Annotated in this window: 13 protein-coding genes and 4 pseudogenes; 3 read left to right on the top strand and 14 right to left on the bottom strand. The window is 52.2% G+C overall.

The window, feature by feature from the left end:
* Positions 1-38: 38 nt before the first annotated feature.
* From wecB to ACIOTN_RS06155, 6 genes are all read right to left on the bottom strand, one after another.
* Positions 39-1,223 (bottom strand): non-hydrolyzing UDP-N-acetylglucosamine 2-epimerase, encoded by a 1,185-nt coding sequence (gene wecB / locus ACIOTN_RS06130; RefSeq protein ID WP_133834663.1) that lies wholly within the window; start codon positions 1,221-1,223, stop codon positions 39-41.
* 27 nt (positions 1,224-1,250) lie between these two features.
* Entirely contained in the window at positions 1,251-2,483 is a 1,233-nt protein-coding gene (gene wecC, locus ACIOTN_RS06135) for a UDP-N-acetyl-D-mannosamine dehydrogenase (protein ID WP_133834664.1), read from the bottom strand.
* A 132-nt stretch (positions 2,484-2,615) separates the two neighbouring features.
* Positions 2,616-4,391 (bottom strand): glycosyltransferase family 4 protein, encoded by a 1,776-nt coding sequence (locus tag ACIOTN_RS06140; protein WP_402734923.1) that lies wholly within the window; start codon positions 4,389-4,391, stop codon positions 2,616-2,618.
* Complete coding sequence (locus ACIOTN_RS06145) at positions 4,372-5,547, bottom strand: glycosyltransferase family 4 protein (RefSeq protein WP_400289343.1); 1,176 nt, start codon at positions 5,545-5,547, stop codon at positions 4,372-4,374. The genes ACIOTN_RS06140 and ACIOTN_RS06145 overlap by 20 nt, the downstream gene beginning before the upstream one ends.
* A gap of 50 nt (positions 5,548-5,597) precedes the next feature.
* Entirely contained in the window at positions 5,598-7,511 is a 1,914-nt protein-coding gene (locus tag ACIOTN_RS06150; RefSeq protein WP_402734924.1) for a glycosyltransferase, read from the bottom strand.
* Between the two features lie 109 nt (positions 7,512-7,620).
* Positions 7,621-12,054 (bottom strand): glycosyltransferase, encoded by a 4,434-nt coding sequence (locus tag ACIOTN_RS06155; RefSeq protein WP_402734925.1) that lies wholly within the window; start codon positions 12,052-12,054, stop codon positions 7,621-7,623.
* A 374-nt stretch (positions 12,055-12,428) separates the two neighbouring features.
* On the opposite strand from ACIOTN_RS06155, the pseudogene ACIOTN_RS06160 reads away from it, so the two are divergent.
* Both ACIOTN_RS06160 and ACIOTN_RS06165 read left to right on the top strand, forming a co-directional pair.
* A pseudogene (locus tag ACIOTN_RS06160) lies at positions 12,429-12,707 on the top strand (IS481 family transposase); the annotation flags it as partial.
* A gap of 65 nt (positions 12,708-12,772) precedes the next feature.
* Positions 12,773-13,984: pseudogene (locus tag ACIOTN_RS06165) on the top strand (IS3 family transposase).
* A gap of 200 nt (positions 13,985-14,184) precedes the next feature.
* Here the strand turns inward: ACIOTN_RS06165 and ACIOTN_RS06170 are convergent.
* From ACIOTN_RS06170 to serA, 7 genes and pseudogenes are all read right to left on the bottom strand, one after another.
* Positions 14,185-14,541 (bottom strand): annotated as a pseudogene (locus tag ACIOTN_RS06170) (transposase); the annotation flags it as partial.
* 151 nt (positions 14,542-14,692) lie between these two features.
* Positions 14,693-14,977 (bottom strand): annotated as a pseudogene (locus tag ACIOTN_RS06175) (transposase); the annotation flags it as partial.
* 30 nt (positions 14,978-15,007) lie between these two features.
* A complete protein-coding gene (locus ACIOTN_RS06180) occupies positions 15,008-15,937 on the bottom strand; it encodes a hypothetical protein (RefSeq protein WP_402734926.1) in 930 nt (309 codons plus the stop codon).
* 34 nt (positions 15,938-15,971) lie between these two features.
* Positions 15,972-16,940: a glycosyltransferase gene (locus tag ACIOTN_RS06185; protein WP_402734927.1), complete on the bottom strand. Its 969-nt coding sequence runs from the start codon at positions 16,938-16,940 to the stop codon at positions 15,972-15,974.
* On the bottom strand, positions 16,940-18,862 hold the full coding sequence (locus ACIOTN_RS06190) for a hypothetical protein (protein ID WP_402734928.1): 1,923 nt from the start codon (positions 18,860-18,862) through the stop codon (positions 16,940-16,942). Before ACIOTN_RS06190 ends, ACIOTN_RS06185 begins: the two co-directional genes overlap by 1 nt.
* 36 nt (positions 18,863-18,898) lie before the next feature.
* Entirely contained in the window at positions 18,899-20,605 is a 1,707-nt protein-coding gene (locus ACIOTN_RS06195; RefSeq protein ID WP_402734929.1) for an ATP-grasp fold amidoligase family protein, read from the bottom strand.
* Between the two features lie 92 nt (positions 20,606-20,697).
* On the bottom strand, positions 20,698-22,290 hold the full coding sequence (serA, locus tag ACIOTN_RS06200) for a phosphoglycerate dehydrogenase (protein ID WP_402734930.1): 1,593 nt from the start codon (positions 22,288-22,290) through the stop codon (positions 20,698-20,700).
* A 431-nt stretch (positions 22,291-22,721) separates the two neighbouring features.
* Here serA and ACIOTN_RS06205 point away from each other — a divergent pair, with 431 nt between their 5' ends.
* Complete coding sequence (locus ACIOTN_RS06205) at positions 22,722-23,807, top strand: glycosyltransferase family 4 protein (RefSeq protein ID WP_402734931.1); 1,086 nt, start codon at positions 22,722-22,724, stop codon at positions 23,805-23,807.
* A gap of 25 nt (positions 23,808-23,832) precedes the next feature.
* Here the strand turns inward: ACIOTN_RS06205 and ACIOTN_RS06210 are convergent, their stop codons facing one another.
* Complete coding sequence (locus tag ACIOTN_RS06210; protein ID WP_402734932.1) at positions 23,833-25,278, bottom strand: glycerophosphodiester phosphodiesterase; 1,446 nt, start codon at positions 25,276-25,278, stop codon at positions 23,833-23,835.
* Between the last annotated feature and the right edge of the window lie 49 nt (positions 25,279-25,327).

A 25,327-nucleotide genomic window follows, 5' to 3' on the forward strand; every position in this document is an offset into this window, starting at 1 on the left:
CCAGTTCAACTGGTGTTGAACTGGTCTTTTGAACGGAACTAGATGCTGGTTGCCCGCATCATGTCTTCTGGATCTGACAGACTGGAATCGAATTCCTCGATACGCGAACCTACGCCAAGCAATTCTGCAATTGCAGCGACGGTACGTACGGAAGCCCTGCCATCACCGTAAGGGTTTACAGCGTTAGCCATTTCGTTGTAAGCCGCTTCATCATGCAACAGCTCAGTGACCGATTCGAAGATGCGGTTTTCATCGGTGCCGATCAGGCGTACGGTACCCGCGGTAACAGCTTCAGGACGCTCGGTGTTCAGGCGCATGACCAGAACAGGCTTGCCGAGGCTTGGAGCTTCTTCCTGGACGCCACCGGAATCGGTCAAGACGACGGTCGAAGCATCAATGATGCGAGTGAATTCGCCGTAAGCCAGCGGCTCGGTCAAAGTCACGTTAGGCAGTCCATCGATTTCCGGAAGCAACGCTTCGCGAACCGCAGGGTTGCGATGCAACGGCAAGATGAATTCAACATCTGGTTCCGCCTTGGAGAGCTTTGCCAATGCACGGCCGATGCCGCGCATTGGTTCGCCTTGGTTCTCACGACGGTGCGTCGTCACCAGAACAATGCGTTTGTCAGAAGAAACCAATTCTTCCAACTTGGGATCCGAGAAAGGAACCTTCTTTTCGACAACAGTCAGCAGTGCGTCAATGACAGAGTTACCGGTGATAACGATGTCACTTCCCTTGAACGTTTCACGCTCAAGGTTACGCTTGCTCAACGACGTTGGAGCCAAATGCAGGCTGGCGATCTGGCTGGTCAGCTTGCGGTTAGCTTCCTCCGGGAATGGAGAGAAGATGTCATAGCTCCGAAGTCCAGCCTCAGCGTGAACCACTGGGATACCACGGTAGAAAGCAGCGATTGCGCCAGCCGTCGAAGTGGTGGTGTCGCCCTGGACCACTACAGCGTCAGGCTTTTCCTTTTCGAAAATCTCGTCAAGACCAGCAATGGTCTTAGTAAGCAGACCATTCAGGGTCTGGCGCGGCTGAATGACGTCCAAGTCATAGTCCGGCGTGATGCCAAAGAGCTCGTTGACCTGATCCAGCATTTCCCGGTGCTGTCCAGTTACGACAACAACGCATTCAAACTCGTCAGCTTCTTTCAAAGCCTTGACGATCGGCGCAACCTTGATGGCCTCAGGACGAGTGCCATAGATCGGCATGATCTTCTTCATAGATATATACCTTGTCAGCTTGGAGAACTAGCGCCAGAGACCGCGAGTGTCGATAACTTCCTTGCCGGCCAGCGCGGTTGCTGGTACGGACTTGAACTGGTCGTGGTCGACCAGCAAAGTAATTACACTTGCCGATTCTAGGGCTTCATCGGTTGCAACCAGCTTCAGGTTGGCGATGCCCGCAAGATTCTTAGGCAATTCTTCTACATGTGGCTCCACTGCAAGGAACTCGACGGTTGGGTTGGCTTCAGCCAACTTGCGAGCGATCGCAATCGATGGCGATTCACGCATGTCGTCAATGTTCGCTTTGAAAGCCAAACCCATGACCGCTACCTTGCCGTTGAAGGATGGGAGTTTGGTAGCTTCTACAACCTTGTCGATAACCCAGTTCGGCTTTGCATCGTTGGTGTTACGAGCCATGCGGATCAGCTTTGATTCTTCAGGAGCAGCCGAGACAATGAACCATGGATCAACTGCGATGCAGTGACCGCCAACACCTGGACCGGGCTGAAGAATGTTTACGCGTGGGTGGCGGTTGGCCAGGGAGATCAGTTCCCAAACGTCAATGCCCAGCTTGTCGGAGATGACCGACAATTCGTTAGCAAAGGCGATGTTCACGTCGCGGTACGAATTCTCGACCAGCTTTGCCATTTCAGCAGTCTTAGCATCGGTGGTGAGGATAGCTGCCTGGCAGAAGGTCTCGTAAAGAGCCTTGGCCTTCTCTGCAGCTTCTGGGGTGATACCGCCGACAATACGGTCATTGGTGACCAATTCTTCCATGACGTAGCCAGGAAGTACGCGCTCTGGGCAGTGTGCTACAAGCAGGCTGTCCTTGTTCAGGTCGGGACGCTTCTTCAGCAGGTAGTCGAAGAGGTGCTGGGTTGCACCTGGAGGCGAGGTCGACTCGAGGATAACCAGTTCGCCGCCCTTCAGCTTTGGAGCGATGCCCTCTGCTGCAGCCTCAATGTATGAAAGGTCAGCGGTGTAGTCATCGTTGAACGGCGTTGGCACAGCAACAATGTACGCTTCAGCTTCTGGAGTATCGAAGCTTGCAGACAAGGTACCTGCAGTCACCGCGGCGGAAACGAATTCGCCCAACGCCGGCTCTACGAACGGCACCTCGCCCTTGTTGACTGCCTCTACAGTTCGAGGAGTTACATCGACGCCTTTTACGGTGATGCCCTTCGAGGCAAGAATTGCAGCAGTTGGCAATCCGATGTAACCCAAACCGATTACGGCGACTTCTTTAATGTTGTTCACTAAAGTGACTTTCCTTCTGGTACGAGCGATGTTCCCTACGAAAGGGCCTGCAAGCTGATCTTGAAGCACAAGAAGTGCAAGATTAGCCCTATAAACCATATCCCATCACTGAGTTCAGCGACAGCCTCATTGTCACGGAGCTTTACTTATTACTTGCTCGTAAACTTGGACAACGCTAAGCGCGTTTTGCTCCCAAGTTCTATTGGCAAGCACGAATTCCCGCCCTGACTTGCCCATGCGTTCAGCTGCCCCTTGGTTTAAAATCAACTTTTCGATATTTTCGGCCCACTCAGCCACATCCCCCGCAGGTATCAAGTGACCGTTCTCACCGTCAGCGATCAGCTCCTGCAGGGCAGGAAGATCGGATGCCAAGACAGGTACGTTCGATGCCATTGCTTCAACTGGTTTGAGCGGAGTTACCGAGCGAGTGACAGCAGAGTCAATTCGTGGCACGACGAAAGCGTTCAACGCAGCATGATAGACATGCGACTGTTCCCGCGGAATGCGACCAGGAAAAACACAACGCGCGGCGATGCCTAGACTTTTGGCAAGACTGATCAGATTCTCGCGATCCGTACCATCGCCAACGATCAACAAACGTAACTCCTTGTGCTGCTTCGCAAGTTCAGCAACAGCACGGACAACTGTCGAAAGCCCCTCATAAGGGACCAAGCTGCTAACCGTCCCCACATAAAATGCTTCAGAATCGAGGTCCAGCTGCGCACGAGCTTGGACCCTGGGCACGGGTTCCTCTAGGAACTTTTCCCCTATCCCGTTCGGTAATATTGAAATCTTGGATTCATCAACGCCCGCGTCAATCAGGTTGCGTTTCATGGCATCGCCCAAGGTGAAGACATGATCGGCATGCCGAGCTACAAACGCTTCGCGTTCCACGAATAGTCGGTATCGTTCTGAATCTTTCGAGCGCTCGGGACGCGTAGAAAGCCACGTGTCTGCCAGCTGTCCGCGAACTTCATAAACCCACGGTATACCGGTCGCTTCTGCAACGGACTTAACCGCTAGAGCGTTAGAAAAATCTGTCGTCGTGTGAAGTACAGAAGGGGCCTCTTGAAGGACTCTGCTCAGTAGGTCTTCAGCTTGTTGCTGGATTCTTCCGGTGAAGTCATGCTTCGCTGGAAAAGGCAGGCAGCGCTGGTATTCGATACCAGAAACCACGTCAGCTTCTGAGACGGATAGTTTGCCGATATTCAAGGGATAATTCACACGGGTAAGTCCTTTGACTCCCCATCCTGCATCCCTTAATGACGCGAGAATTGAATGAGTTCGTTGTGCGTAACCGCTACCAGTGTGTGGCAACGAATTGGTAGCAACGTAAAGAACAGAACGAGTCGCGCTAGTCGATATACCGGCGGTACGGAGCGGAGAAAGACAGGGCTCTGCCCCCTTGAAGGATGCCAATTCTGATTCATAGTGACGAAGTTGACGGCCACTGCGATTCTGCTGCAACAGCTCAATGGCATCTGTCATCCAGCCCAATGACCACAATAGACGGGCCTTGGCACGTACGTGGGCGATGGAAGGTTTGCCCCTATTGAGTAATTCTTCTGCAAGTTCCCACTCATTGGAAGCAATGCAAAGGTTAGCCAGGAATACTGACTGCCTTGGGTTGCTGTCGGAGCTTAACCATTCTCTGCAGGCAGAGAGCAGGGCACTAGTGTCATCCTTCAGCATGGCCGAGAGCGCGCGTAGCCGAATGCTGGATTTATCACTCCCAAGAGTAATAATCAACGAGCGTAGAACCGGCTTGGACTTGAAGCGGCGAGCAACTTGGAGCGCAAAATAAGTAGGATCATCAGCAATGTTGGAAAGTACCAAATTACCGGTGTTGATTGCATTCGGAATGACTTTTAGATTCAAAAGTTCTGCTCTATCTCTTGGAGTACGCATCGACGACTGTGGCTAGTAGTTCGGCATATTCCCGCCCGGCTTGACGTAGCGATCCATGTTTCCTGACCCAGTCGGTCCCGCGACGATCGGTCCGCAAAATTCCAGGGTTCGCAACCAAGTTGTTAATGTAAGCGGCCAGGGAAGGTACATCTTGTTCAATCACAGTCCCAGCCTCGGAATCACGAATAATTTCCGCTGCTTCTCCTCTGACCAAACCGCTGATGTGCTGATTCAAGTAAAGAAGTTCATAGAGTTTCGAAGGCACTGTGTGATTAAAGCTCGGCCAGTCAGGACGCAGAGAAACTAGGCATGTATCTGCCCACGAGTAATTTTCCAGTACCTCCTGGCCGTAGACAGGGTCTCGGAAGTCAATATCAAGCCCAAGATCCATCGCTAGGCTCATCAATTTACTCTTTTCAGTACCCTGGCCAACAATGCGCAGACGTACAAATTCTGGTACGTACTCCATCGCTCGGATAACGGTCTCCAGACCCTGGCTCCGACCAATGTTCCCTAGATAGAGAATATGGAATTCGCCATCGATCTCGCGTTGAGAAACTGTAAGATCTTCGCGTTCGGTTTCAACGCCGTTGGTGATTGTGGCGACGTTCTTCACGCCATTTCGCTTCATCTTCCCCGCCAGGCCGTACGTCACCGTGACGAGCATATCGCTTTTATTCACAACGAAACTGATGATCTTCGAAATAGCTGGCTCGACCCAGCGGAACTTGATAACTTGTGATTCACTGAGCAAATCTGGCCAAGCATCCCGGAGGTCGACAACTAAGGGTACACCCCGTAAACGGCTGGCCACGAAGCCAACAATTAGCGTTGGAATTGCTGGGACAGTTGCGATAATAACGTCAGGCTTTTGCCCTCGGAATGCAGCAGGGACGCTCAGAACTGCATCAACGCCATGCTTCAATACTTTTCCGAGCATCGTTTTGGAACGACGCATTGATGGATAGTGTTGCAGCTTCAAATAATGATTATCAAGAAGACGACTTTGCCGTTTAGTTGCAATCCGATTTGATTTCGGGGTCACTACAGTAACTTCGTGCCCCAATTGCCCCAGTTCGTCGGCAATAATTGACCAGCGTCGCTGAGGTGGCGAGATCTCAGGCGTGAACGAGTGAGTCAGAAGCATAACTTTCATCTTCTTCACTCCCCTGATTTACCTCGTACTATTTGCACAATAAGACTTTCCTAGAAAAAGACATGTTTATCATTGCGTCCAAACCACTGAATACTACCAGTTGCAGTCAACTCCGCATCACTCAGATCCCAGGTATGCGCTAGCCCATCATTCCCGCGCATCTGGGTAAAGTTGAAACGGTCACTCGAATAAATGGTTCCTCCACGTTCAATGACGTCTTTTAGGAATCTTGTATCTTCGCCACGGTTACGTGTATCAAAGGGTGTCTCGCGGAAAACGTGCGCGCGGCCAAGCATCGTCGGACCCATCACGAGGTTTGTAAAGCGGTGCTCACGTTCGGCAAATCTCAGCAAAGTAGCATCTGAATCCGCGAGGTACATGTAATGCGCCTGCTTGCCTACTATCGAGGCGCCGCTGTATCGAAGCGCTGAAACTTGATCGAAGAGATAGTACTCCCCGTATAGGTCGTCATCATCCATTTTGGTGATGAAGTCGCCGTTGGCCATGGCCACCGCGGCGTTCAGGCAGTCACCCAAAGTATTTTCTTCACCCATCTCAAGCAGTTGGTAGTTCGCTACTCCAGCTGCTGATGCCATATCGGCCAGTTGTCCAGTGGCGGCCGAGAACTTATGAGCCACGAGGACGAGCTCAACTTCAACATCCTTCTGTTTCCCTACAGTCTCGAATATATGCTGAAGCTGGTGAGGCCTTATGGTCGAAACAATCGCACTTACCTTTGGAGTACAGGACATGGACATTGGCTGACCGTGAGCAGAACGGAGCCCAACGAATTGTTCAACCTGTTGAGCACGATGCGCATAAGTATGGTTCTTCCAGATCCTGCGCTGACCCATATGGACCATTCGCTGGCGAAGTTCTGGGCTCCGAACCAAGCTGCGAATCGAGTTAGATGCTTGTTCCCTGGTGGATACCTGAAGTACCTCTGAAGGCGTGAAGAAATTCTCTATCGCAGCGCTTGGAGCCGAAATCACAGGAGTGCCAGCGGCGGTGATCTCGAATATTCGACGGGCACACATGCTTGGCGAATCGACCACGGAGTTGACGTTCAGAAAAACGTTGTAGTTCTTGTACGCAGAAAGCATCTTGTCATAGTCGAGCGAGCCGACAACATTCTGGTCATACGGTGCCGGGAACTGGTACTTCGCGTCTCCGCCGTGCTGCCGGGAGAAAATGTCTAGCCCGCTAGTGAGCTTTGGCGAGATATCCATGGCTCCGCCAAGCACGATCTCCATCTGTTCTTGTCGTTCGGGGTACTTGTCCGCAAAATACATTCCGGCGAAAGCTACATCTCGGCGTTCTTGGCTAAGTGTCAGTACCGGATTATGGAACTTCGGCTGAGCTGCAAAGCTCAACGCTGCGACACGTTCATGGCCCAGTGCTTCATGGTATTCCGGAATTTTGCGGGAATCTGATGTGAAAACGACATCGAACAGCCTTGCAGAATCGAGGAAGTCGGCGAAGTGCGGTGGGTCTTCTTTATTCCAGAAAACTGCTGGAACAGATCGTTCTTTAAACGCTTCCACCATCTCGACAAACGCTGGTCGAGGTGCCGACGGACCGGTTAGGTGGTACTGCCAAGACTTGTTGTTTCCAGCCCAGGCCGACTCCACGAAGAGAAGATCAAATTCTCGTGTTTCAAGTTCATCCTGCCATGAGCTGGGGGTGATAAAGGTGCAGTTCCATTCAGGCGCCCAAGCTTTCGCGCTGAAATCATCAAGAATGACGGCAACGTTTAACTTTCCATCGTGGTCCTCTGAAGGTTCAAATTCTACCGGTGGGAATTGCAGTCCAAGCAATTTCTCAACATCTGTTCGCAAGTAGCGCTGCTGTCCCCCGATGCGCAAATCATAGTTGCGGCGCTGGTACCACTCCTGCAATTGCTGTGGACCACCCTGGCGAAGATGCCAAAGTGCTTTTCGGAAGTCCCCTAATGCAATTTTCACTTCTCAACTCACTTTATCTTCAATGCAGACTAGATCAATAATACAGTGAGGTGCATTCGGTGGCGATTGCCACTGAACGCACCTCACTAGAGAAAAGCACTAAAGAGCGCTAGTTAGCTTCAATTTCATTCATGATTCGAGCAAGCACATCGTTGGAATCGTAGTTCTTCACAGTGAACTCGCGTGCAGCTTCAACCTGCTCTGCCAGTTTCGCTTGATCCTGTACCTGACTGATCACGTATTGAGCTGCTGACGCAGTGTCTGCATGCAACCACTCATTCGGGTACAGCCATTCCGCTCCCGGCCAGGCCAGGCCTACCGGCAACGCACGAGATGCCGCTCCATCTGCAAGAGTGAAGTGGAAGGACTCGAAATCACTGGTGGATACGGCAACACCGATCTCCTGGTACCACTGGGCCATATTATCGCCTTGAGGATCGAAGACCACAGCACCGCGGAGTAGATCAGATTCTTCAATACGAGCATACTGCGCCTCGTAGAAGGCCATTTCTTCCTCGCGTGCAGCCATCCAGGGGTAATCTTCCGGTCGTTTGCCCTTGACGCGCAACGTAAAGCGGCTATCGATTGCACGCAACTTTTCCAGTAGATCAAGCACGAGGTCGAATCGCTTCATCTGCGGAACCATGCCGACGAAGCCCAATACAAATTGAGAATCATCGGACTTGGGAAGATCCAGCTTCCTGGTATCCACAGAGTTAGGAATGACCATCGTTTTTTCCTCAGGAATTCCGAACTTTTGAATCGCCATTCCTCGGATCAACTCGCTGACAAAGATCACCTTGTCAACCTTCTTGAAGTTCACCGATCGAGGGTAATCCGTGAATAGTTCCTGCGAGTGGAATCTGGTAACCAGTTTCTGCCCGGGCTTCAAATGCGTTGAATACCACGCCAAATTGCCAAGTGACCATTCGCAGAACACCGTGTCAGCATCTTCTAGAAGATCCTGGCTCTCTTCAACATTGTGCTGAGCGTGGCCGTCCCACTTATCGATCTTCAGGTTGTGCCCGTGTTCGGATATCCCGGCCATGATTGACCCGGCAAACTTCAGGTCATGTCCCGCGACTAGGATGTTCTGCGAGTCTTTGGACGCAGGATTGTCAATGAGCGTGCCGTCCGCTTCTTCGACGTCAAGTGGGCGTCGAAGGCATATGGTCTCTACGGCAGAATCTGCGATGTTGCTACTGTGCGTCAAGGTGGGCAGCTGCGCATCCACGTGCTCGCGCATCCAGAGCGGCAGGCCCTGCGTACCCACGTACTTGTCAGAGACCTGTACCGTTGCAGCTTGGCTATAGAACATGGCAGTTAGCATGTCTTCAAGAACCTGATGATCTTGGAGAATTTCTTCAGCGTTGGAGGCAATCACCTCTGCTTCACGAACTGCGTCATTGCTCATTACTGCAATTCCTGCAGTTCGCAGAATGTTTACTGCAGTATCATCGTCGCTGAACCCGGCAACGTATACCTGCATAGGTCGCACGCTAGCTGCTACAAGATCCCAAGCAATTTCTTCGGTTAACGTCTTCAGTTCAATGCCAAGTGATGGCAAAGTCGGGATATCAACTGCGAGACCAGCCATGCGAAGCGCCATGGCCAAACGATGGTGCGCCAGATGTTTGCGGAAGGTCACACGCAATGGCTCCCAAGCATCGGCCACGCGATCAGCTTCGGAGTTCATCCACAGTGTTGAAATCAGTTCCGATTCCCGGCGCGAACCGACCACAGGAACCGACCCATCAAACATCCAAGTAACGCCGAAGCTCTTGCCGCTAATTACCGGAGTACCACATGCCGCAAGCTCGAAAACTCGACGGGAGAACATAGTTGGCGAGGCATTCACCGAGTTAACGTTCACGTGCACCGGATGAGACTTGTAAGCCTCTACCATTTCTTCGTAAGTCAGACCGCCCTGGACATAGTCCTGCAATGCTGGTGGGAACTTGTATGGCGATTCAGGATTATCGGCTTGGCGATCATAGATGGTCAGCCCCTGGGGACGTGCTCCCTCGAGGATTGCGCGCAGTTCCTTCGAACGCTCCGCATAACGATCACCATAATAGGAGCCACCGTACGCCACAGTATGCGAGTAGGTGCGGGAAGATCCCATTGGATTGTGGATTTCCGCTTGCGCCCAGAAGGAAAGGCTGCCCAACGCCTTGAGATTTCCACCACGGTGATCCCAGTAGTCCCGCAAGCAGTTGGCGTCAGTAGTCAAAACAACGTCGAAGTACTTTGCGGTACGGCGGAATCGATTGAAGTGAACCGGGTCTTCCTTGTTCCAGAAGATTGTTGGGATGTTCTTGCTGCGGCAGTAGCCAATTAGCGCTACTAGATCCGCACATTGCTCATCATCGTAGTAACCGACCTTGCGGGTCCAAGTTCCATCATTGCCTGCCCACGCCGATTCTACGAAGAGCACATCGACCGGATTCGATGTCAAGGCTTCTCGCCAGTTCTCAGGAGTTGGCGACACCACATTAACTTCGCGGCTGATGGTTGAGGTCGTAAATTCGTCAGCGATAAGAGCCATACGAATCTCATTAAGCTTCTTGCCCGTTGGCCTACGGCTCTGGACAGTGGCAGCTTGGGCAACGAAAGTTTTTGCCACGATTGGCCATGTACGGTTCTCTACCGTCCACTTACGGGCACGACGCCCCATATCCTGCGCGGTCCTCGGATCATTAGCCAGGAGGGCGATCGATTCAGCCAAGGACTGCACATGATCCGCTTCGAAGAGCAAGCCTCGAGCACTATCGGCACCAAGCAACGTAGCAATTGGCGAAACGTTGGAACCGATCACCGGACGGCCTGCAGCCATTGCCTCAATAGGCTTCAATGGTGAAACTAGTTCTGTAACAATATTCGATTTTCGCGGGCAGACCACGGCGTCAAAAATTGCCAGGTAATCGTTGATTTGTTCATTCGGTACGCGCCCGGTGAAACGAATTCGCTCTTCCAAGCCCAATTCGGTCACTTGCCGCTTGAGCGCGGGTAAGACCAAGCCGTCGCCAACGATTAGTGCGCCAACGTGCGACAGAGATTCTGGTAGCTCGGCTACCGCGTTGATTAGTAGATCCAGCCCCTCGTAGTCCACAAGGCTGCCAGCATATCCAAGAAGGAACTCGCCCTTCTTTTTCTTGTCAACGACCTTCGATCGCTCAGCTGGGAGAGGGACGTACTGAAAAATGTTCGCAGCATTCGGCAAGATTTCAATCTTGTCTCTTTCTGCACCGCGCTTCACCAGTTCCTCACGGACTTCCTCCGTGATTGCGAAGGCGCGATCCGCTTCGTTCGCCACCAGAGTCTCAATGCGGCGTGCTAGTTCGAATCGTTCCGATTTATGCCAGGTTTCGTTACCAGCGGCTGCGGTAATTTCCCAAAGCCCACGTACTTCGTAGATGAACGGGATTCCAAGACGACGAGCTGCGATCAATGCTGGCAACGCCGTAATGTGATTGGACGCAGAAACGATCACTGAAGGTCGATTCATCATCGCTTCGCGAACATAGATATCCGCCGCGATCTGCACAAACTTATCCAGTGGATCGCTACGTAGTGACACACCCGGGTTAAAGTACGTATCGACGCCCTGGTAATCGCGAATCAGGCGCTTTTCTTTCGGCATCTTCTTGTTGACTTTGGAGTCCCAAGGGTAGCCAGGTCGCGCTGCAATGAAGAGATCCATGCCGGCTTCGGTGACGGCAGTGGTGAGACCAGTCGTACGCGTCGAATAACCGTTGCTGTTGTATTCGCCAGTGCTGTGCGCGCAATACATCACTTTATCCGGCTGCGGCATATAAGCAGGCGTAGAGGTCTTCGCCGGAACTACCGGCAAGGAATCGAATAGTCGGGCTTGTCCCAGAATCTGATCGTGCAAGGCTCCGAAGCTTGAAGGCGATTCCTCCTTCGCAGCAAGAGCAACTAACCCTTCTGACGGTTCAACAATCTCGCCCTGGTCGCGGTAACGGGCTATATATGCATCCGCTTCACGCTTAATAGCATCGATGAAGCTTTCTTCGATGCCGGTTCCGGCAGGACTGCCTGGCCGACTTACATTGTCGAAGTTGGAAATGCTTGGTGATGCCGCCAGGACTGGAACATTCTTTTGAATCTGGCGAGGAGCAACAGGCTTACGCGCAAAGGGGCTCTTCAAACCGCGTGCGGCTCTAACGACCGGATGGTTCTTTAGATTCTCATACGCCGTTTTGAATTTCTCGGCCCGGTCATGCTCATTCGCGAGTTGTTTCTTGAGAATCGATGCCTCACGGCTGAATTTCTGTCGTGCGTCCTTAGCGGCAGCAAGTTCTCGTTCGAGCCTTGCGATTAGACCATCTGACTTCACCTTGCGCGATCGCAGAGACTCGTTCTCCCGCGATAATTTCGATGATTGCGCACGGTACTTAGCCAAATCATCCAGTACCCTGGTCTCAAAGTCACCTTCAAGATTCAGATATTCCTGTCTAATGCTAAAAAGTTCGGCACGCGAACTCATTGCTTGAGCGGTCTTGCGATTCGATCGTTTCAACGAGGAAACTCCCTCAACTTTGTATTTTTATCCACAAGTAATTCTAGCGGTTCGATTGGAAGAGCTGAATTTTGACACAATCTAGCGAAAGAGTTTCCGCAAAGCCCTGCTCAACTCGTCGCGTTGTCGATAGAATTCACGTTCCACGCGTTTTTGGCGATGAGCCTGATCAGGAACTTCAATACTTTTTGGATTGATGGTCTGCAGAGTAGCGTTTGAAGGTACCTCTGTTCTGGCAACCGGGTGTGAAATCTCGTGACTTCGTGGACACCGAATCTCGTCACATCGTTGACAACCGATCTCATGACATTGTGGACAGAATGTCTCAATACATCGTGGACAGTTTCACGTGGGTAATCTGGCAGTTTCAATACATGAACAAGCCACTGCCACCGCGCGTACGCGCCATGATCATCAACTTCGATCCGGCCCAACCCGACGCTTTGACGATTAGTGAATTCTGCAAAACACAGAAGATCTCCCGCAGCATTTTCTACCGCATCTGTTCTCGTGCCTCCATCGAGTCCGCCTCCGCACTCCATCCACAGTCCAGAGCGCCCCACCATCCTGCCCGACGATACGGACCCGAGGTCGTCAACGAGCTGGTCCGCATCCGGAAACAGCTCAAGCGACCGAAGTCCTCGTACCTGCCCTTCGTCAAGTCAACGGCTGAGCTGTCATGATGTTGTGAGACACACGTTCGTAGGAGAATGAGTGCATGTCCAAACGTCAGAAGTTCACCCCGGAGTTCCGTGCCGAAGCAGTCGAACTAGTGATCTCCTCCCAGAAGAGCTTGGTCGAGGTCGCAGCCTCTCTAGGCATCAACGAAGGGACCCTGGGCAACTGGGTCCGTGCTTACCGGTCCGAGCACCCAGAATCGGAAGTCGAGGAACGCGGTCCAGTGGAATGGGCCCAATACGAGAAGCTGCGCAAGGAACTGCTGGAGGTGAAACGGGAGAACGACTTTTTAAAAGATGTCAGCGCCTATTTCGCCTCGAACAGCAAGAAATAAGCGCAATCTTCACCTTCATCAAAGCCCATGCCGGCCAGTACCCGGTGAACTGGATGTGCCAGAAACTGCAGGCTTCCAGGGCGTCCTGTTACCGGTGGCTGAACCCTTGTGAGGAGCTGAGCGAGGCCAAAGCACTGCGCATGCGCCGCACCGAACTGGTCCATACCGAGTTCGAAGCATCCAACCAGGTTGCTGGGGCCGGCCAACTGGTGGACCTGCTCCGCAACAACCATGAAGAAGAGATCCCGAAGTCCACGGTGCTCTCGATCATGAAAGACCTGGGGATCCAAGCCAAGCGGATGAGCGCGTTCAAGACCACGACGGTGCGTGATCATCAGGCCCGGACGGCGCATATCAAGAACCATATGGTCGATAAGCTCGGCCGGCGGGACTTCCGCTCTTGCCGTCCTGGGGCGAAACTGGTTGGCGATATCACATACCTGCGCACCGGCGAAGGCTGGTTGTATTTGGCGACGGTCATCGATTTGTATTCGCGTCAGATCGTGGGCTGGTCAATGGGCGAGAACATGCAAACTCAGCTGGTCATTGACGCGATGGAGCTTGCCGCGTCGCGGGGCTTTATCCAGTCTGGCACCGTGTTCCATTCAGACCGGGGCACGCAGTACACCTCTGGCGCGTTCCAGGCACGGTGCGCTGAGCAAGGGGTGCGGCAGTCGATGGGGCGCACGGGGGGTGTGCTGGGACAACTCCGTCGCAGAGTCAACCTTCTCGACGATCAAGAACGAAATGTATCACCACCGGGCTTTCACCAGCAGAGTAGCAGCGCGTACCGCGGTGATGGAATACATCGAGGTTTGGTACAACCGGAAGCGACCGCATACAGCTAACGGAGGGCTCAGCCCTCAGGCAGTTCTGGACTCGTACCAGGAAAGAAATTCTTTAGCCTTGGCGGCTTGAGAATATTTAGAAAAGATCAAAGATCGTGTCTCAAGAACTTGACCAGCTCAGGCCAAGGCATCATGGCAGCTGGATGTCTTCGAATACCGGACCGGCGGCGGTAAGGTCAGCACTGTCTACCAGCTGATCGATGACGCAACCCGCTACGACGTTGGGTCGTGGGCGTACCAGCAGCACGAGAGACCCTTCTATGACCTTTATCAAGCCGTAATCACCTGCAACTGACGATAGATGCTCCGAGCTATATAGCGCTTAAGAATCCGTTTGATATCCTTCGAGCTCAAACCTTCAGCCGTACGTTTCTCGACATAGCGTTTCGTTGCCTCAGCATGTCCCACCCTCGTCCGCGCGACCACGTCCAACGCCTTGTTCAGTTGCCGGTCACCATGACGGTTCAGGCGGTGACGCTCATAGTTTCCCGACGAAGCTTGTAACGGAGCAACGCCAGCCAGAGCGGCAAACGCAGCTTCAGAATGAACGCGCCCATTGTGAGAATAGGCCATGAGAATCCATGCCGTGGTCACGGGCCCTAGCCCAACTTTTTCATGACGGTCCGGAAACCCACCTACGACTGGCGTAAGCCACGCACTGGTGGGTTTCCCCATTTGCGGGCACGACGAAGAGCGCCACCCGCTGGCGCATGCACCGGCCACCACCCACCGAAAACTGCATTGCCGTTGAAGGAATCAAGGACCGGACGCCAGCGGCTCAGGCTGCCAAGTGCCCGTCTCGCCACCTGCCAGCCAGCCTGCTGATCCGCTCCTGCAACAACAGCACCAGACCCGCTTCTGGTGCGTCCTGGTTGACCAGTATTCGCGGCCTTCGGCTGCCGGTCACCAGCTTCCCGGCCAGCGACCAGATACGATATCGCCACCGCTTCAAATCCCAACTGACGGCGGCATGCTCGGCCGGCAGCACCGCCAGCTGCAGCCATGTCACCAGGTTCAAAGCGAGCATCGCCAGATTCGCCCAGGCCTGGTTCGCGCCGAACGCTTTCGGGGACAATCCATTGCGTTGTGGTATTTATCGGGACGGAAGAACAAAATCGTATGTAATGGGAACGCCAACAGCCTCCCCAAGAGTAGCCTGCAAAAATGGCAGAACTGTTCCTGGAAGTGCATGTGCGCTCGGATTCAGGGTCTCCCAACGGCAAGGCACCAGCGCATCACCGAATTCAGTAAGCCCTCCTTCTGAACCCAATCCGAAATACTCAGAAAGCAGTGGGAAATGCGGATATTCAGAGAAAGAAATCGGGTCGTCTTTGTGACTAAATAAGGTGAAAGTTGCACCGCTACTCCTATCGCTTGACATTCTTCTGATGTCAAAACGATCCGGATAGCGTTCAAGCATCTCTTCCGATGAGGAAAGCTCCGGAAAAGCGGAATTATACAGATTCTTAATGACCCATGGACGATGAATTCCCGCGATAGTTTGGCCGTTTACAGATATTGCGTGGGAGTTGGGGATTTGCATACCAATTGCTATAGCAGCTAGACCGCCCGCCGAATGTCCCATTAATATTGTTTTTGTGAAATTCATTACCTTTTCGATCTTACGTATTACTTCAGCAATATTACGCGATAAATCAAATAAGGAATCGCCGGCGTACCAACCGATACTAAGCTTCTCATTCTTGAGAAGAGTGGAATCAGAAAAAGATACAAAAGGTTCAGTACGAGATCGCAATGATCCTACAAACTGAAATTTTGGCAGATCGGCTATTTTGCGCATTTCTGCACCGTGAAATCCTACTAATAACCTATTTCCACTACCTGGAATGTAGACGAAGTCAATTGGTAAATCACAACTATGTTCTTGAATGATATATCTGCACGAAACATCAGGATCAACTACCAACTTGTTAATTGATCCAAACCTTCGAATAGGCATTTTCATCAGATCGTCATATTCAGCCGAAAAGCCTCTATAGATGAAATTCTTTAGTTCAACCATATATACCTGTATCAAACGCTGGACTTAGTACCATTTAATGTCCTCTAATCGCTCGTGACATTTCCGAGATTGACCCCACATCAACTAGATCGTAGGTAACTTCGGATGACCGAGAATTCCTCTCCGACAATGCGCCGACATCATAAGCAACCGTAGAAACACCGCTATCTAGAGCCTCTTGCACCCCATACCCGAACGATTCCCCAAGGCTCGTGCTCACATAGAACCCATTACGGGCCTTCACCATGGAGAACAAGCTCGCAATCCCGGGCTGAGGAACATTGACGAGCGTGTACACACGATTTTTCACTCCGAGCGAAGATGCGTAGCCCATAAATCTAGAGAATCGCTCAGGATCATCCTCCAGTCCAAGCAGTATAATTCCAACATAGTCTTCACCAAGGACTTTCAGCAGCCTTAAGAAGTCGTTCACGTTCTTGCCCTTATCAAGACGACCTATCCAGATAAGCGGTTTCTTTTCGTCAGACCCGAATTTATAGTCCAACCCTGCAATCGGTTCAGAATTGAATATGCTTACGTCAACGAGATTGGGAACTACCGAAAGCTTTCCTATTGCCTGGGAATCCACAAACTGGCTCACGATTGCCTTTAGATACTCACTCGGTACGTTAATGCTATCGACCTCTTGAACATCAAACGCTTTGCATTCGCTTTCAATGATGCTATCGGTAGAAGTATGAAATTCATAGGTGACTCGAATATCTGAATCGCTGAAAATTTTAACAACCTCAGGAATGGAGGTTATGCATACTTCATCGTATTCAGTAATGCTAATTAAGTATTCTAAATATTTAACAAGTCTATCTTTTCTTACAATGGTTATTTGAGCATTTTCTAAATCCTCGTAAAATGACACGCCACCTTTATCGTTATTGAATATAAAGTGATAAAGATTATTTTCATCCGACAATGCTCTGTTACGATAAACGGAGGCCATTCCCCCCATGCTACAATTCGGATAAACAACGAGAATTTTTTTCATTAGGATACCTCAGATTCGAATATATTAATCATTTGTTGAGCTCTTTCGCCCCAGCTCGAAGAATTCAAATACGCATCTAACTCTGCTATATCTTCTTCTGTCACTCTTTCGGATGAGGTTGCAACAATCGACTGTTTCATTTCTTCGGCCCCTCGATAGACCTTTGACCAAGGTGCGGAGCCGACGCCGCCCATTGGCGCGGAAACTACTTTTACTCCCAACGCCAAATACTCATAGAGTTTATTGGGGTCTACACCAAAAGTGAGAGGAGATAATTTGAATGGAATCAATCCTACTGCCCAGTTTTTTGACTCTTCCACAAAACTTGCGTGGTCCATTGGACCAAGATAGTTTACGTTGCTCGGGAGTCTATCAACCATATGGTTTGGCATACCGTGCCCAATTACCCTGAACTCGTATTCTTCGAGTTGTGTCGCTACGTCCAATAGAGTGGACCAGTCAAACCAAGAGTCAGTCAAATGCCCCAAATATCCCACGACTTTAGACCCATACTTTCGCCGCTGAGACTCAATGGTGCGGTGGGGCTTGCCATTTTCAAGTAGAAAGTCCGATACGGCGTTTGGTACGACTCTGACGTCATTGCGTCCTGCAATGATGGCCGCCTTTTCTGCCAAACGGGGACTAACTGTGGTTACGTGGTCCGCGCGCTCCAGCACGTACTGTTCGAGCTGATTATCGAACCATTTCGAATAACCGACCCGATTGAACTCTTCCATATCGTCTCGAATTTCATAGACTGTTGTCCATCCAGAAGAGTTCAAGAGATCAAGCGCGGAGACCGCTTCAAAGTTTGGAAACGAAGTACAAACAAATACGTCTTTAGAATTGTTTCTCTTACTAAGAAGATACTGAAGCTTGGGCCACAAGGAGCGACATACGATCCATGCTTTATCACTGTGTCGTTCTATGCCACCAGGCACCTTGCTAAATGGCAAGAAAATTACGTAAATACCTAGTTTGGTGAATTCTGCTGCCAAACGATTAGGTCGCAGTGACAATGTGGCATGGCCCAACGGTGGAGCAGTTGTATGAAGTACAACTAATCTATCATCGGACGGGATCAAGCCAAGGATACTATTCAAATTAGTTTCGTCGATAAGATCGTCATTCAACGGTTCAGTAAAACCCTCAACTGTCCATTCTCTGGAAAGGAGAAAGTCTCTTTTTTTCTTCCATGAACGTATCTGAATTTCGACAGATGATGCATACTGAGGTACAGAAAAGTTATAAACTGATTTTGAAGGTTCAAGATACTGGTATGGACCGAGTTGGGAATTAATCGCGTACTCTGGCACTCCCGGCACTTGATGGCCTTGCGAATCGCTCCAGGCTGCCGTGATGATAGCGCTGGATTCGGATCCAGTTGGTGAGTACGAGTTGACATTTATGTGGACAGAATTCGAGTCATCGATGCTGTCGAGAACACGGGACGAAAATCCTAGCGTGTTCACATCGTCATAGAACAACTGGTCAAACCAGACTAGATCAATTTCTGAGATTGTGTATATCCCCTTGCCTGAAATCCTGAAAAACAAAGTGCATGAATCTGTATGATCGGGAATTTCATTCCAAAGGCTATTATTCTCAGCGAAGTAGAGGTGTTTCTCGTGGGTTGATCCAGCACGTTTTACGTACGTGGCAACCCCTCCCTCTATTCTTCGGCTCGATACGGTACTTTGTTCAACTTCGCATTCGTAAGTCAGGCTCAGCCACCCCGCACCACCAATATCAATGCTCGACCGCACCGGCGCCTCCGTGAAGTTTGCCTCATCACGACGATGTACAAGATAACAAGGTTTGTCATCTTGTACGTCGACGACGACGCGATAAAATTCGTCGGAAATCTCTACAGATACACTGTTATTCTTTCCTGAAATATGCCAGTCTTTTGAAAATATCATCCTAATTCCCTTACATGTAGTTCATCGATGGGCGCATCATGCGCCATTGGAACGGTTGTTTTGCGACCAATTGAGTCCAAGTTCCATTTGGAAACCTGCAGTAAAAGTTTCAATCTGTTCAAAATACGGCCCGCCAGGTGTGAAGGTTACTTCGCCGCAAATAGGTCCCAGGCCCGACATGTAGAAATCTACTCTTAAGAATTCCGTTCCGATAAGAGTTGCTACTTTTGATGCGAGTATTTTCATGTCGGCTAACCCTGTTGGTGAAGCGAAAGTCGTCCTTCGGGCCAAAGTGCTATTAACGTCGACTTGATCCTTGCTTAGTGGTACGAAGTTTGCATCGCACCACGATACGGCGTTTGGTGTCTCATTCCGATCGATACACTGGATTATCTCAACTTCTCCGTTGAACACATATAACTTGAAATCTCTGGGTATCGTATATTTTCCTCTATCGTGTATTTTTACCTGAACCATCAGCTGGTTATTTTCTTGAGGATATTTCTCAAACAGGTCTTTGTAAAAATCAATAAGATTTTTTGCCGAATAAATTTCATTATTAGCAAGGTTGAGGAAACCTTTTGGATGTCTTTTTAATACAAGAACTCCCCTACTTGAACTCGATTCAACAGGCTTCAAAACGATCTGATCATTCTTTGGTAGTTTATTCAAATCGTTCAAGTCTGAAAGTACAGCTAACAGTTCAGGTGTGGGAATAGAATTTTCGCGGCAGAATCTATCGAAATGGATCTTGTTCTCAAGTTGTGTGTCGTAGCTTCTGTCGTTCCCAGCGATTCGTTCCGACATAAGGTCAAACCAAGAGTTTCTTCCTGGAATCCGCGAAGTCGACCGTGCCGCTGGAGGCAATTTACTTGCCCAAGCAATAGATTTATCCAAGTGTTCGATGAAATTAGTCATCAAAGGCGGGTTATGTCTCGTGCCTTCCCGGGTGATCGCCGTTCTGTAAGTACCTTTCCTCTGATATGTTTGGAGGACTTTGACGAATGGCAGATAATGATCATGGAAATGAAATTCCTCTTCGTTCTGCACTATATAAACATAGTTCTCGACCCGTTGTTTGTATCGCTCGACAGGTGCATATCTCGAATCGAAACCTGTTTCCCAGTCAATTTCCCCAAGTTGGCGTTCTTCGGCATTCATCTCCTCCCACAGGTCCGGCCGCGAAACCCTGATGAAGTTTTTTCTCGCGGCAGGGCTTTCACCGTCAACTAAATATTTTGATATGTCTGTCTGAGCGTTAAATGCCAGTGCAACACAATTAGGAATAAACGAAGCAACTTGTAAAGCAGTGAATCCCCCACCAGAAGATCCGCAAAGTATCAAGTTTCGAATATTAAGTTGCTCTACAACTTTTACGATCCATTTTGCAATAAGTCGCTGAACGTCGACTTGTTGCCAACCTACATACCAAGACAAGCTGAGGTTCTTATCCAAGAACAAAGTCGGATCAGCTATGAACATTGAACTATGGTCTCGTTCTTTTAGGCTCTTTAGTCTTTCAAACCTTGGAAGTCGCGTGGAGGTTCGATCGACTGCGCCATGAAAGCTTACGACTAGCGTATCGGAGGACTTATTAATCAAGAGCGCATGGAGCTCAGCCATATTCCATTCGTAGACGTACCGAGATACTGTTTCATGGGGGTCGATATCCAACTTAGTTGGGTTATAGACTTTACGAATATTTACATTCGAGGCGTCCTGATTTATCTGCTCGGCTTTCAAGATTTTCCGTTCAATGTGCAATATAGATTGTAAAATAGGTATAGGGTAAAGCTCAGCGCCTTACCCTATACTATAGTTGAGATTTAACGAATCTAACGAAGGTTTATTTCCCTCGCCACACTTGCACCGATGGCAGCACCAACGACATCCAGAACGCCCTGCGGCAACGCCGAATCAATATTGATGACCGCCAAGGCTTCCGACCTCTTTTCATCGCGCGATACCTGCATACCTGCAATGTTGACGCCCTGCTCCCCCAGCACGTTGCCCAGCGAGCCAACGACACCTGGACGATCCGCGTAGCGAACGACAATCATGTGATCCGAAATAGGGATTTCGATTTCGTGGCCGTTGATGCCTACGAGCTTCTCGATCTGCTTAGGCCCGGTCAAGGTGCCCGCCACAGCAAGCTGGGTGCCCTCGTTGGTGGACCCCTTGATGGTAAGCTGGTTGCGGTATTCAGGCGAATCAGGGGTGGTGATCAGACGGGTAGCAACACCGCGCTGCTCAGCCAAGACCGGGGCATTCACGTAGGAGACCTGATCCGAAACAACGTCCATGAAGACGCCCTTGAGTGCCGAGAGCTCCAGTGCCTTGACATCCAGTGAAGCGATCTCGCCGGCAACTTCAACGTCAATGCTGGTCAGCGAGCCGGAAGTCAAGGCGTTGAAGATACGGCCCAGCTTCTCAATCAGCGGGATGCCAGGGCGCACGTTCTCATCGATGACGCCGCCGGCAACGTTCACAGCATCCGGGACCAATTCGCCGGCCAGTGCCAGGCGAACCGACTTGGCAACCGAGACACCGGCCTTTTCCTGTGCTTCATCTGTTGAAGCGCCAAGGTGCGGGGTGACGGTGACGTTCTCGAATTCAAAGAATGGAAGATCGGTGCTTGGCTCCTTGACGAACACGTCAATGCCGGCGCCTGCAATTTCTTCATTCTTCAATGCTTCGTAAAGCGCATCCTGATCCACCAGACCGCCACGGGCCACGTTGACCACGTATGCGGACTTCTTCATCTTGGTGAAGGCATCCTTGCCCAGCATGCCCAGGGTTTCCGGTGTCTTTGGCATATGGATGGTGATGAAGTCGGCCTCAGCCAGCAGCTCGTCCAAGGTCAGCAAGGTGACACCCAGCTGTGCTGCACGGGCAGGAGTGACGTATGGGTCGTAGGCAACGATCTCCATGCCGAAGCCCTGCAGTCGGGCAGCAACCAGTGCACCGATGCGGCCCAGTCCGATAATGCCGGCCTTCTTCTCGAAGAGTTCAACGCCGGTGTAGGCGCTGCGCTTCCATTCGCCGTTCTTCAGCGATGCGTTGGCAGCAGGAATGCGGCGTGCCAGGGACACGATGTGGCCCACGGTCAATTCAGCCGCGGAGATGATGTTGGAGGTTGGAGCGTTGACCACCATGACGCCAGCCTGGGTGGCTGCCTTGATGTCTACGTTATCCAGGCCCACGCCGGCACGGGCGATAACCTTCAAGTTCTTTGCTGCGGCGATAGCTTCGGCATCCACCTGGGTTGCGGAGCGAACGAGGATTGCATCTACCTCGGCAATGGCTTCGAGCAGCTGGGAGCGGTCAGCTCCGTCGGTCTGACGAATTTCAAAGTCGGGGCCGAGAGCAGCAACGGTTGCTGGGGAGAGTTGTTCGGCCAGAAGTACGATTGGCTTGTTGTCAGACACGGGTGTGGCACCTTTGCGATTTCTTGGGCTGATGCTTGCATGGAGGCAGCTGTTTTCCACTGCCTACATTTCCAGAGTAGCGCTATGCATCCCCCGTTTTCCCTCGAATTCATGCATGTTACGCAGGGAAAAACCGACTTTGTGAAAACTTTCACTTATTGGATAGGATGTATCGAATGCCGGTGCGAAACATTACGTTTCCGCTCAGGATGCCATCTCTCATCCCTGTGTTTCCGGATCCACACCAACTTCGCCGCATTGCTGGCGGATTTTTTGCGGTCCCCCTACTTTTACTTGGATACAAGATCTGAGACTGACTGCTCCTATCGGATATCAGTTTCGAATGGGAAGATCACTTCATGGGGGCAAAGGCATCGAACCGAACGATCGTGGTAGCGCATCCAGGTTCCGAAATGTATGGATCCGACAGAATGCTGCTGGAGGACGTCAAAGGCTTGTTGCGGGGAAGTTGGAGGGTCACCGTCGGACTTCCTGCCGAGGGTCTGCTGGCGTCGGCCTTGCGTGAGCAGGGCGCCAAGGTAGTGGTCTGCAATACGCCGGTGCTGCGCAAGTCAATCTTCACCCCGCGCGGGGCCGTGGGGTTTGCCAAAGACACTTTCCAAGGCGTGCGCCAAATGCATGCATTGCTCAAGAGCACCAAGCCATCCGCTGTCCTGGTGAACACCACCATCATCCCCTTATGGGTCGCCTATGCCCGCCTGTCGGGGCACAAGGTTGCCCTGCACGTGCACGAGTCCGAATCCCATTCCCCCAAACCGATGCGCTTGGGCTTGTCCCTGCCCGGGACCTTCGCTCACAGGATCATCGCCAACAGCCGCTTCACCAATGCCGCGTACCTCCAGCACGTGCCTTGGGCGCAGAAGAACAGCCAAGTCATCTACAACGGCATCGCAGGACCCCCGCATCCAGCGCCGGCCCGGCAGAAACTTAACGGCCCCTTGCGATTGCTCTACGTCGGACGGCTCTCTGAGCGAAAAGGGTTGCTGGTGCTGCTCGATGCCGTCACGATACTGCAACAGCAAGGCGTGGACGTGTCGTTGAGCCTGGTCGGGGCCGTATTCGAAGGCTACGAAGCCTTCGAACAGGCGCTCAAAGATCGCGTCAAGGCTCTGCCGCGACCCGAACTTGTGGAGTTCCTGGGATTCCAATCCGATGTTTGGCCCCATTATGAATCCGCGGACATCGCTGTGGTCCCCGCGCAGCTCGAAGAATCCTTCGGGAACACCGCGGTGGAAGCCATACTCGCCGAACGTCCGGTCATTGCCTCGCGCATCGGCGGCTTGCAGGAAGCCGTGGAACCGTATTCCAGCGCGGTACTCGTTGAACCAGGAAGTCCCCAAGAGCTGGCGGCGGCCATCGAGACGATCCGCAGCGGGTGGGAGCAGTTCAGAGTTTCGGCGCAGCAGTCGGCGGTGAAGGCGCGAGAATTCCACGACCCCGAGCTCTTCGGACAGCGCATGGATTCCGCCTTGAAATCGCTTCTTGCCTCCGGATAGTCTCCAGCTCCATGCTCTGGCCCGGTTACGCCGACGCTTCCAGCTCCAGCGACACCTTTCGGAAGTCCACCCCATGCCCGGCCGGAATCAGGTTCAGCAGGTTCAGGTAGCCTGGCGCAACAGATTCGCCCAGTTCCGCTGCCAATGCCTCGCCACCGCATTCGGCCAGGATCCGTCCATCCGCCATCACCAGCTCGATCTGCGCCCATTCACCTCCAGAAGGCGCATTCCACATTGCCCTTCCCAGCTTGTGCGGAGTTTTCCCGCCTGCTCGCCAGAGCGATACTTCGCCGTGGCTTTCGAGCTGGAGGTGGAATCCGTCTGCCTGCGATTCCTCGAATGCCCGGTAGGGCTCATCCGTTGGCAGTCCGAAGGCCAGTCCGGCAATCTGGTTCCCGCTTCCCCGCTGCGGCCAGCGGATCTGGGCCTTCAAACGCCAATTACCGGCCCCCGCCAAGGCCATTGATCCCAGGGCATAGGATGCCTTGCGGGAGTCGCCAAGCGTGAGAATGCCTTCTGCGGCAGAGATCTGCGGCTGCGCTTTCCAGGTGATCGCATCGGGCAGATCACCCGCGGCCCGCAGGCCGCTGGTGAAGCCGTCTGCAACCGTCGGCACGGCTTGCGGTGAAGAAGTTACGTAGGGCAAGTTCGAGCACATCATCCCCCGCACGCCCTGCTGGGCCAGCCAGTCCCTCTGGCTTCTGCGGTGCACTTCCCAGCAGATCACTGGAAGCCCCGTCTCCACTGCTCGTTCAATGGTGCCCGGGTCAGCCGAATCGTGGATTCCTAGTGCATCGAACCCACCAGCAAGCTGTTCAATGCCGCCAAAATTCTCCGGGGCGAAGTAGCCCCAGGTCTTCATCCCGGCGGCCGATGCCAATTCGGCTCCGGTGCCGGTTGCCGGCTGCTTCCACACCGTCGATTCGATAGGAACCGGGGAAGCGGCAATCATCTCGATCAGCTCGGCGGCGTGCTGTCCGCTCTTGTCCTCGATGAAGAGGACCGCCTGGTCCGCCAGTGCTTCCAGAACGGTTTCCAGGCGTGCCAAGGGCTCCAACGCAGCATTCGGTCCAAGCCATTGGCGAGCATCGTTGCGCAGTGCTTGGAGCTCGTCCCACGCGGTTTCGCTGATCAGCCGCGGGACTCCGCACAGGCGCTCCAGGCTGGCGTCATGGTGGCAAACGAAATGGCCGTCCTTGCTCCGGTGCACCGAGATCTCGATGGCTTGGGCACCATGGGCGAGGGCTTGCCGGTAGGCATGCAGCGTATGCTCGGTCCAGTTATCCCCCGACCCGCGGTGGGCAATGTAGAAGAGATCTTGCCCGAGCAGGTCTGCCGCGCTGACCGCCTTGGGCGAGGCGCGCTTTGCCACTAATTCCCCTGAGCACCCGGCCAGCAGCAATGCGCCGGCAGCCAAGCCCAGGAACGTGCGGCGGCTGACCGCGAGCGGACCTGCAGTTCCGGTTTCCATGATGCCCCTTCGGCAGCCCAGGCCCGCCAAGGCCTGGGCTCTGGCGGGT

The organism is Glutamicibacter sp. NPDC087661 (assembly GCF_044743275.1).
GTDB lineage: Bacteria > Actinomycetota > Actinomycetes > Actinomycetales > Micrococcaceae > Glutamicibacter.

Bases quoted from the DNA above. Each gene is read 5' to 3' on its own strand.
- ACIOTN_RS06205 (WP_402734931.1), top strand. From the start codon at position 22,722: ATGCTGCTGGAGGACGTCAAAGGCTTGTTGCGGGGAAGTTGGAGGGTC.
- wecB (WP_133834663.1), bottom strand. From the start codon at position 1,223: ATGAAGAAGATCATGCCGATCTATGGCACTCGTCCTGAGGCCATCAAG.
- ACIOTN_RS06180 (WP_402734926.1), bottom strand. From the start codon at position 15,937: ATGGTTGAACTAAAGAATTTCATCTATAGAGGCTTTTCGGCTGAATAT.
- ACIOTN_RS06210 (WP_402734932.1), bottom strand. From the start codon at position 25,278: ATGGAAACCGGAACTGCAGGTCCGCTCGCGGTCAGCCGCCGCACGTTC.
- ACIOTN_RS06185 (WP_402734927.1), bottom strand. From the start codon at position 16,940: ATGAAAAAAATTCTCGTTGTTTATCCGAATTGTAGCATGGGGGGAATG.
- ACIOTN_RS06145 (WP_400289343.1), bottom strand. From the start codon at position 5,547: ATGAAAGTTATGCTTCTGACTCACTCGTTCACGCCTGAGATCTCGCCA.
- ACIOTN_RS06190 (WP_402734928.1), bottom strand. From the start codon at position 18,862: ATGATATTTTCAAAAGACTGGCATATTTCAGGAAAGAATAACAGTGTA.
- ACIOTN_RS06140 (WP_402734923.1), bottom strand. From the start codon at position 4,391: ATGCGTACTCCAAGAGATAGAGCAGAACTTTTGAATCTAAAAGTCATT.